Consider the following 10268-nt stretch of genomic DNA (forward strand, 5'->3'; position numbering starts at 1 on the left):
ATAGTGCGGATTTTTCATGGGTTTAAACATATAATATTAAATAAGAAAGCATTGTTTGAAAAGTGCCGTAAATTATACTATAATATTTATAATAACAAAAACGGAGAAGAATATAATGGCTATAATTCAGTTAAAAAATGTATATAAACAATTTTCAGGTGAGTATATACTGAATAAAATATCATTTAGTATAGAAAACAGAGATAAAATAGGACTTGTGGGGCTGAACGGAGCCGGAAAGTCTACGCTTATAAGAATACTTCTTGGTATGGAGACACATGACCAGAATGAATATAACGAGTTCGGAGAGATAACGAAGCTTCCTGATCTGCGTATAGGATATTTATCACAGGAGTATAATTTTTCCGATGAGAAAAATACTGTATATGAAGAGATGCTCTCTATATTTCATGATGAAATGGAACTATGGAGAAAAATCCAGAAGACCAATATGAGACTTTCTGTGGCGGAACCTGATGAACTGGAAGGGATATTAGAGGAACTGGAAAAATTAAATGCAGAATACGAGGCTAAAGATGCCTATACTTTAGAGTATAAAATAAAGCAGATACTTACAGGGCTGGAACTGGGGACGGAATATTACGACAGAACACTGGAAAAATTAAGCGGTGGAGAAAGAGCAAGGGTTTCGCTTGCCAAGCTTCTGCTTCAGGAACCTGAACTTCTTATTCTCGATGAGCCTACGAACCATCTTGATCTGTATTCTATAGAATGGCTCGAAGACTTTTTGAAAAAATATAATAAGGCATTCCTGCTGGTATCTCATGACAGGTATTTTTTGGATAATGTATGTAATAAGATGTTTGAACTGGAAAACAAAAAATTATATAAGTATGACGGGAATTTCTCAGACTTTATAATTCAAAAGGAACTCATACTAAAGGGTGAGATGAAAAGGTATGAGAAAGAACAGGAAAAAATCAAGAAAACAGAAGAGTATATTGCCAGATATAAGGCTGGGATAAAGTCCAAGCAGGCAAGAGGAAGGCAGAAAATACTGGACAGACTTGAAAGAATGGATGATCCTGTTTTTAATCCGGGCAGAATGAAACTGAAATTTGAGATAACTTCAGCTACAGGAGATAATGTATTAAAGGTAAAAAATATAGAGAAAAGTTATAATGATAAAAAAGTATTAAATAACATAAATTTCGATCTTTATAAGGGTGACAGAGTAGGAATAATAGGGAAAAACGGAATAGGGAAGTCTACTCTTCTAAAAATAATAATCGGGAATGAAAAACAGGATAAAGGAACAGTAGAATTCGGAAGCAGAGTAAAGACGGGATATTATGATCAGAATCATCAGAATCTTGATTACAGGAATGATATAATAACTGAGCTTAACACAAGGCTTGATCTTACAGAGGAATTTCTCAGAAACCTCGCAGGTGGTTTTTTGTTCACAGGTGAGGAGACTTCCAAGAAAATAGAAAATCTGAGCGGCGGAGAAAAAGTAAGGGTGTCTTTTATGAAACTCATTATGGAAAAGCCGAATTTTCTTATACTGGATGAACCTACAAATCATTTGGATATTTATTCAATAGAGGTTTTGGAAGATTCGCTGGAAGATTATGAGGGGACAATGCTTATAGTTTCTCATGACAGACACTTTTTGGACAGTATATGCAATAAGATATATTATCTTGATGAAAACGGTCTTGAGGTATTTGACGGAAATTATGAGGATTATAAGGAAAGTATCGCCGGGAAAGGTGCAAAAGAAAGTGCCGGTAAGCAGGAGCAAAAGCTGAGCTATGAGGAGCAGAAAGAAAGAGGACGTCAGATTTCAAGACTTAAGAATGCTCTGGCAAAACTGGAAAAAGAAATAGAAGATATAGAGCAGGAAAAAGAAAAGCTTGCCGACGAATATGGCAAAGCCGGGAAAAAGAACGATGTGGGACTTTTAATTGAGATACAGGAAAAGATAGATGCTCTGGAACAGCAGGAAACTGATAGAATGGATGAATGGGAAAAAATAAATCTTGAGCTGGAAGAAATTGAAGGGGAATAGCTTTAAATCAAGGGTTAGATAATAAAAATTTTATACTGGTTATTTTGACTTATGTATAAAATTTTTGTTTTTTTATAAACAAATACTAAAAAAGAGGTGTATTAATTGAGGAAGTTTTTTAAGTGGGAGCTTATTTTAGCGGCGTTACTGCTAATGTTTTTTATGTTATTTTTAAATGAAAGATATGAGAATGAGAAAAGGAGAAATGATAAAAGAGACGAATTTCTGAATGATTATGACGGGGTATCTTTTATAAAATATAAACCTACATTATTTACTATATATAATAGAGGCGGATTTGAGATAAACAATAATATTGATAATCTGATATATGAAAAAGAGCCGGATATGGATGAACTCAGAGAGGCAGTAAATGAGACGAAAATGCAGGAAAAAATAGTCCTGGATACTGGTGATCAGAGAGAAGGCATCAAAAATATTTCCTGTCAGGTAGATATGAAACTCAGCCTGTTTTCCATGAATGATTGTTTAAGTGTATTTTCAAAAATAACGGATAAAAGGCTGAAATATTTGAAAAAGATAGAATTGAATAATATTCGTAAGCAGATCAGTTATAATTTTTCCGGGACTGATAAATCTTTCTGGAATATAAAAATAGCAGATAACAGATATTATGAAATTAGATTTTCAGAAATACACAGAGTGAGAATACAAGAGGTGTACAAGATTCAATTACCTGAAAAAATATATGGTATTTTAACAGAGGATCAGTATAAAATACTGGAAAAATTAAATATTGAAAAAATAACAGCAGATGATGATGAAGGATTAAGAGAATTATGGGATATATTTCCTTTTATTAATTTTTCATACAGATATAAAGATGTGGTTGATGCAGGGAAGATGAATTGAAAATAAAGGGTGGAAAATTCTTTGGGAATAAGGAGTTAAGATGGGGAAAATAAAATTAGTTATATTTATTTTGATTGTTTCGATTATAGTTACATATTCTACAAGTTATAGCAGTGAGTATCATACTGAACTATATTATTTGATTTTCCTTTTGTTTATAATATTATTTGAAAAGAAAATGAGTAAAACTGAATTTATAATTAGTATTTTAATATTTGGTATTTGCTATTTACAGGAAAAATTATTTATTCCCAATAAAGACTATATTACTATTGATAATAAAGTATACACAATAATAAATTATTCATTGCCGCTTACCAGAATGGTAACACCTCTTTATTTTGGGCAGGGATTATTTGTTAAATTTACAGATATTCCAATAAGTAAAAATGTAATGGTAAAAATAAAAGTATTACTGCTGATATTGTCAGTTTTGATATTTTTCTATTATTTATTTCTAAAATAAAACAAAGTGAAATTTTAAATCAGTTATTATAAGCTCAAAATAAAAAAGGTTTACAATAAATCATATATTGTGAACCTTCTTTTATTATAGCCTGTACCCGGTTAAATATACCCGACCCCGGATTCTTCCAGTATAGTAACAAGCTTTGCATAATACTCGGCAGATACCTTATACTGCCTCTTATCTTCCGCCTGTGAAGCGAGTATTTTATAAATGTCGGTAAGTCTGTCATGGACTTTGTATTTTTCATAATATGGGAGACATATTTTTATATATTCCATAAATTTTTCTTCGTTTTCTTTTGAAGCTTCAATAATTCCAAGATAAAAATTCAATGACATATTCTGATCAAAATTCTTCTCCAGTTCTCCAAGACTTTTTAGCAAACTTTCAAGTGCCGGCAGATTACCGGTCTGATAGTAAAGTTCACATTTATAACAGATAACCTGTGCGGGAAAATGAATATTATCCCTGACATTTTTACTTATTCTTTCATAAGTATTTATATCGTTTTCCATTTCATCCCAGAATTTCAGCTTTATTTTCATAATAATACGGTTATTGGCAATTGTAATCGAGTATCCGAGCTGATCCTCCAGTGCATTGTACTGAAGGGAATTTTCAGCTTTTTCAAGATACTTCAGAGCCTTGTTTATAAAGCCGATTTTATAATAAAAACCGCTGTACATAATATACAGCTGTGTCAGCTGAAAAAGAAGCCCCTCGTAATAGCAGAAGGCAAGAGCTTTGTCGATTAATTCTTCCACAGCTTCAAATTTACGTATCTGTACAAGGAATTCTATCTGAAATGTCTGTAAACGCAATAAAATGTTAGGATTATCATATGAAAACTTTTGAAGCTCCATACAGTAATGTAATGAGTCTTCTGAAAACTGCTCTGTTCTTGAAGCCAGCATTTTATAAAAAAGTATTGCTTTTTTCAGGGGGACAGGAATTTCTGTTTCAGAGTTTTCAAACTGTTTCAGGTAAAAGTCCAGATAGTTTTCTGATACAGCCGCAGCTTCCTCTTTTCTTGCTGCCAAAAGGAAAAAAGAGGCCTTGGCCAGTTTTTGTATAAGTTCCAGAGTAAGAAAATCGTTGTTTTCAGGAAAACTATTTATAAGTTCCTCATTTAGTTCATAGGAAAAAATTTTATTTGTAATATTTTCTGCCTGATTCAGGATATTATCATCAATATAGCCGGTTTTTAGCAGGTAATCCTTTTCTACTCCCAATCTCTCGGCAATTTTTTCGGCGACATCTTCAGGAAGCGGATAACGTCCCGCAAGGATATTCGCAAAATGCGTGGTAGCTACAAGACCGTGTACCAGTTCTTTTCTGTTTATATTTTTTTGTCTGCATAAATAGTTTATTCTTTCTTTCAGCATGTAAAAACTCCTTTACTAAGTATAAATTATAGTTTAATTATATAAGAAAACTATATTTTGTCAAATTTAACAGAGTGAAAGAAAGTGAGAAAATAAGAAAAAATTCGGAAAATGCCAATATAAAATTCAGACAGGCTGCTTTGAATTTATAAAAATAAAAATTATATTGTGAAGATAGAAGATTATGTAAAATCAGGGTTTTATGATGTTTTTGATGAAATATTCCTGTAAAATCGCAGCAAAACGATTTTTGAAATAAGAGTTTTAAAAAATGAAAAAATAAAATGTATTGTATTGCTTGAAAACATTGAATTTGTGAGTTTTATATGATAATATTAATTAAGCTTAAGCCAAAGAAAAAAATAAAGTTAGCAGGGTACCCGAAAATTAAAATTCATATATGAGAAATTGAATAACGGAGGAAACAAAGAAATATGAGAAAAGTATTATTAAGTCTGCTTTTACTGGGGGTTATATTTTCCTGCGGGAAAAAAGAGGAGAATAGTGCAGAAATTAGCTGATGCATATGCAGAGCTTTCAAAAGAGTATGATAATATGACTCCGGAGAAAGCCGGGGATTTATCGCAGAAATTTCAGGAGCTGTCGTCAAAAAGCAGTGAAATAACGCAAAAATTAGCTTCTGATCCTAAAGAAGCAGAAAAGTTTGCAAACTACATGACAGAAATAGGTAAAGAGATACAGGCAAAGATGACAAAATAATTAAAAAAAATAAGTTTAAAATGAGTGTATTTGGAGATGTGTTAGTGTGGAAGAGTAAAAGATCCGGTATGTTTACTGCTGTTTGATTATAATGACCTTATTTTCGAACAGGAACACCTAGTCAGAGATACCGCAGACTTTTAGAACAGATGGTATTAATAAAATTTAAGAGAGTTTTTTGGAATTAAGCATAGAGATATTCCGGAATTGAAGGCCACCATAATTTTTGGTGGCTTTTTATCTGTTTTTGTGTTATAAAAAATAGAACAGATATACAAAAAGTTAAAGGAGAGAACACTATGAAAACAGTAGGATTAATAGGTGGGATGAGTTGGGAATCGACTTCAGAATATTACAAAAAGATAAATGAAGGAATAAAAGAGCATCTTGGCGGATTACATTCCGGTAAAATATTAATGTACTCTTTTGATTTTGAAGAGATTGAAGTTCTTCAGCATAAAAATCAGTGGGATGAACTAACGGAAATGCTGGTAGATGCCGGAGTAAGATTGAAAAAGGCCGGTGCAGACTTTTTGGCAATATGCACAAATACGATGCATAAAGTAGCAGATGAAGTGGCCCAAAGAACAGGGCTTCCCGTTCTTCATATAGCAGATGTTACAGCAGAAGCTATAATTCAAAAAAATAAAAATGTAGTGGGATTATTAGGGACGGATTTTACTATGTCTGAAGACTTTTATAAAAAACGTCTGAATGATAAGTATAATATAGAAGTAATGATTCCTGACGAAAAGGAAAGAGAAAGAGTACACAAAGTTATTTATGACGAGCTTTGCTGCGGGATAGTAAAGATGCAGTCAAAGTCTGATTTTATAACTATAATAAATAATCTGAAAGAAAAAGGCGCAGAAGGTGTTATTCTCGGATGTACTGAGATTCCAATGCTCATAGAACAGAAGGATCTGGATATAAGAGTGTTTGATTCCATGAAACTGCATGCTGAGGCAATAGTAAAAGAGATGTTAAAGGATTAGACAATAAAAAGCATAAAATGGAGGGAAAATGGAAAAAAGTATGAAGGCATTAATATTTTTATTTAGTTTGTTATTTTTGTATACAATGGTGTCAGCAGAAGTAAAGGTACCGTCAGAAATAAAGTTTAATAATGAGGTTTATAAACAGGCTTATCAGACAGGGAACGGGACAACTTCGGATAAGGTCACGGAATATTTGAAAAGCGGGGAAACATTGGAAAAATTCGAGAAGATGTTTTCGATATGGGAATATCCTAATGCCAAGGATATAAATGCATTTACAGGAGCTTTGATCAAGAATTCTTATTCACCTTATAAAATAACACCAAGAGAAATTCTTGAGAATAATACAGCGAAGGAAACAATGGTTAGTATTATTATTACAGCGGGAAATATATCCGAGTACAATATTTACAGAGTATTAATGAGAGACGGGCATGTAGTGACGTATCAGTTTTCTTACAGAATACATGATAATCCCGGAACTGCGGCATATAAAAAATGGCTTGGAAATATAGATAAAAACGAAGGTGAATGGATTGCGGCAATGTCAAAGATGAAGGATATAAAGTAAGGAATAAAATCAGACTGTGCTGGAACAGGGATTTTGTGACTATGGATAAAAGATTTGGGAGTATTGTGTGAATTACAGTAAAGAAGCTGTTTATGCACAATCTCTTTTTTTATTTACAAAAAATGATTTTGTTTTCCCGAAATATAGGTTAAAATATAATAGTATTATTATTCTAAAAAGATAAAAAGGAGTGATGTAATGAGTAAAAAGTTATTGTTAGCATTTTTCATGATTTTGGGAATGATTATCCGGGGTAATGAAGTCAGCAGTATCAGGCTTGAAATAAAAAATCCCGGAGAAAAGGCTGTTGTATTGGATACAATGTCGGTTAATGTGGAAATTAACGGAGACATAAGTATTACTACATATGATATGACATTTCATAATCCAAACAGCAGAATTCTCGAAGGAGAGTTTACTTTTCCGCTTCAGGACGGCCAGAAAGTAACAAGGTACGCTCTTGATGTAAATGGAAAACTAAGGGAAGGTGTCGTGGTAGAAAAGGAGAAAGCAAGAACTGCATATGAAAATACAATAAGACAGAAGATAGACCCCGGAATAATAGAGAAAACCGTGGGTAATAACTATAAGACCAGAATATACCCAATACCTTCAAATGGCTACAAAAGAGTAGTAATAGCATATACAGAAGTGCTGAAGAATAAAAACGGAAGTCTTGATTATTTTCTTCCGCTGAATTATAACCAGAAAGTAAATAATTTTTCTCTTGAGATAAAAATGCTTAAGCAGGAAAGTAAGCCAAACTGGATTGAAAAAATAGAGAAACTGGAATTTGACAAAGCTGAAAGCGGCTATTATGCGAAAACTTCACTGAAAAGCTATACGCCTGATAAGAATGTAAGGATTAGTTTTCCCCTTGACAAAAAAGATAAGGTTTATACTGAAAAAACAGATGACGCAGTATATTTTACGGCAAAACTGAATTTTGAGGATAATTATTACACTGAAAAAGTAAAAGCTCAAAATATAATACTGATATGGGATACTTCAAATTCAGGTGAAAAAAGAGATATTGAGAAAGAACTTGCACTGCTCACGAAATATTTCTCTTATCTGGGAAATGTAAATATAAGTTTATATTCAATAGATAATGATTTCCTGAGCAGGGGAAATTTTCAGATAAAGAACGGAAACTGGGATCAGCTGAAAAAGACTATTAAGAATTTTGCCTATGACGGAGGGACGCAGTTTAATAAGATAAATCTGAAAAAAAGTGCTGACGAGGTAATTTTTGTAACAGACGGGATAAATACCATAGATTCTAACGAATTTAAACTGTCGGGAATGCCGTTTATGCTTATTAATTCTTCCAAAGAGTCAGACGGAGGATTTATGAAGTATCTGGCTGATGCAAGCAACGGTAAATTAATAGATCTGAACAGAGAAGATATTGATTCAGAGTTTGATAAGATGAAATATAATTATTTGAATCTCGTATCATATAAATATAATAAATCCGAGATAGACGAGGTGTATCCTAAAGCGGAGTCAGATATAAGGGGGAGCTTTGATTTTTCGGGAATACTAAAAGGAAATAATGCAGAGATAACTGTAAATCTGGGTTTTGGGAATATTATCACGGAAACAAGAAAAATATTTATTTCCGCAGACACGAATTCAAATAATATAAGTAAGATATGGGCAGAGAAAAAAATAGAGAATTTGAGCGGAAATTATGATAAAAATAAAAAAGAAATACTGGAAACTGCCAAAAAGTATTCTCTTGTGACTAATGAAACTTCTCTTATAGTACTGGACAGGGTGGAGGACTATGTAAGATATGAAATAGTGCCGCCTTCAGAGCTTTTGGATGAGTATAACAGACAGATGGCATACAGAAAAAAGAACGAGGCTGATGCCAGAAAGAATGGTCTGGAAGAAAGTGTAAGAGTGCTTGAGAGAAGAAAAGACTGGTATAACAAACCTGTGTTGAATTCTGAAAGACCGGGAAGAAATATTGAAAAAAATAAAGAATATGAATCTGTTAATGATATGGTACAGATACCTTCGCCGCCTGCTGTTACTGAGGTGCAGTCAAATAAAACGATGGTAACTTCATCAGGATCTGTCGCCTTACAGGATGAAAAGGCAGTAAACAGCAAAAAAGCAGAAAGCAAGAATCAAAGTAAAGATCTAAGAGTAGTAGTTTATGAAGATAAAGACAGAAACAGCGAATATATTAATGAGTATAAAAAGGTAAAGCCGGAAAATATTTATGAAAAGTATTTGGAGATGAAAGTAAAATACGGGAAAAATCCTTTCTTTTATGTAGATACAGCTGATTTTCTGATTAAAAGCAATCAGAAAAATACAGCATTAAAAGTATTGACTAATATACCGGAATTATCTTTGGAGAATCATGAATACTACAGAATTCTAGGATATAAACTTTTGGAAACAGGGGAAAACGGACTTGCAGTGAAGATATTTGAAAAAGTGCTGGATTTGAAAGGTGAAGATTTACAGTCAATACGTGATCTGGCCATTGCATATGAAATAAACGGGGATAAGCAGAAAGCACTTGAGCTGATGAACAGTATACTGGAGAAAAGCACGCCAAATGAACTGGAGTTAAAAGGTATAGTAATAAATGAGATGAATAATCTTATCGAAAAAAATAAAAGTAAACTGAATATAAATATGGTAGATAAAAGGCTGATTTATCCAATGCCTGTGGATTACAGGGTAGTGCTGGACTGGTCAAAAGACAATCAGGAAATTGATCTGTGGCTGACACAGCCTGACGGGGTAAGGGTTTATTACAGCAATTCACAGACTTCTGATAATAATGCAATAATCTATAATCACACTACATTCAGATACGGGCCTGAGGAACTTCTTATAAAGAAAGCTAAAAAAGGTGAGTATGAAATAAAGGTAGAGTATTATGCAGATCAGTCGCAGACTTTGAGAGAGCCTGTAATAGTCAGACTGGAAATTATTACAAATTACGGATCAAAAAATGAAAAAAGACAGATAATAACAAGAAGAGTGGAAAGTGTCAGAGAATTCATAGACATAGGAAAATTTATGTATGACGGAAAGTAAAAAGATGGTATAAAAGCAGCAGGGGAATGTATTAAAATAACTTTAGATACATTCTCCTGTTTTTATATCTGTATGTACTTATGTCAATAATGTGGACACATTTATCTTGTCTATTATGAAATTTTTTTCAAATATTCTTTAGGAGATA

8 protein-coding genes are annotated in these 10268 nt (G+C 32.7%); 7 read left to right on the plus strand and 1 reads right to left on the minus strand.

Annotated features, from left to right (window positions below; genetic code table 11):
• Window positions 1-115: 115 nt before the first annotated feature.
• From NK213_RS17510 to NK213_RS17520, 3 genes are all read left to right on the plus strand, one after another.
• Window positions 116-2035 carry an ABC-F family ATP-binding cassette domain-containing protein gene (locus tag NK213_RS17510; protein ID WP_253351582.1) on the plus strand — a complete coding sequence of 640 codons (1920 nt, stop codon included), beginning with the start codon at window positions 116-118 and terminating at the stop codon, window positions 2033-2035.
• Window positions 2036-2140: 105 nt separating this feature from the next.
• Entirely contained in the window at window positions 2141-2908 is a 768-nt protein-coding gene (locus tag NK213_RS17515) for a hypothetical protein (protein WP_253351584.1), read from the plus strand.
• 40 nt (window positions 2909-2948) lie between these two features.
• A complete protein-coding gene (locus NK213_RS17520; RefSeq protein WP_253351586.1) occupies window positions 2949-3374 on the plus strand; it encodes a hypothetical protein in 426 nt (141 codons plus the stop codon).
• 101 nt (window positions 3375-3475) lie between these two features.
• Here the strand turns inward: NK213_RS17520 and NK213_RS17525 are convergent, their stop codons facing one another.
• Window positions 3476-4762 (minus strand): helix-turn-helix transcriptional regulator, encoded by a 1287-nt coding sequence (locus NK213_RS17525; protein ID WP_253351588.1) that lies wholly within the window; start codon window positions 4760-4762, stop codon window positions 3476-3478.
• Between the two features lie 504 nt (window positions 4763-5266).
• Here NK213_RS17525 and NK213_RS17530 point away from each other — a divergent pair.
• The 4 genes from NK213_RS17530 to NK213_RS17545 all read left to right on the plus strand — a co-directional run bounded on the left by NK213_RS17530 (window position 5267) and on the right by NK213_RS17545 (window position 10120).
• Window positions 5267-5482, plus strand: coding sequence for a hypothetical protein (locus NK213_RS17530; RefSeq protein WP_253351590.1), 216 nt, complete (start codon window positions 5267-5269; stop codon window positions 5480-5482).
• Between the two features lie 299 nt (window positions 5483-5781).
• Window positions 5782-6477: an aspartate/glutamate racemase family protein gene (locus NK213_RS17535; protein WP_253351592.1), complete on the plus strand. Its 696-nt coding sequence runs from the start codon at window positions 5782-5784 to the stop codon at window positions 6475-6477.
• 28 nt (window positions 6478-6505) lie between these two features.
• Window positions 6506-7051 carry a hypothetical protein gene (locus tag NK213_RS17540; RefSeq protein ID WP_253351594.1) on the plus strand — a complete coding sequence of 182 codons (546 nt, stop codon included), beginning with the start codon at window positions 6506-6508 and terminating at the stop codon, window positions 7049-7051.
• Between the two features lie 198 nt (window positions 7052-7249).
• Entirely contained in the window at window positions 7250-10120 is a 2871-nt protein-coding gene (locus NK213_RS17545; protein ID WP_253351596.1) for a VIT domain-containing protein, read from the plus strand.
• Window positions 10121-10268 lie beyond the last annotated feature (148 nt).

The sequence above is a fragment of the Sebaldella sp. S0638 genome (assembly GCF_024158605.1).
GTDB lineage: Bacteria > Fusobacteriota > Fusobacteriia > Fusobacteriales > Leptotrichiaceae > Sebaldella.

Bases quoted from the DNA above. Each gene is read 5' to 3' on its own strand.
- NK213_RS17535 (WP_253351592.1), top strand. From the start codon at position 5,782: ATGAAAACAGTAGGATTAATAGGTGGGATGAGTTGGGAATCGACTTCA.
- NK213_RS17520 (WP_253351586.1), top strand. From the start codon at position 2,949: ATGGGGAAAATAAAATTAGTTATATTTATTTTGATTGTTTCGATTATA.
- NK213_RS17510 (WP_253351582.1), top strand. From the start codon at position 116: ATGGCTATAATTCAGTTAAAAAATGTATATAAACAATTTTCAGGTGAG.
- NK213_RS17540 (WP_253351594.1), top strand. From the start codon at position 6,506: ATGGAAAAAAGTATGAAGGCATTAATATTTTTATTTAGTTTGTTATTT.
- NK213_RS17525 (WP_253351588.1), bottom strand. From the start codon at position 4,762: ATGCTGAAAGAAAGAATAAACTATTTATGCAGACAAAAAAATATAAAC.
- NK213_RS17545 (WP_253351596.1), top strand. From the start codon at position 7,250: ATGAGTAAAAAGTTATTGTTAGCATTTTTCATGATTTTGGGAATGATT.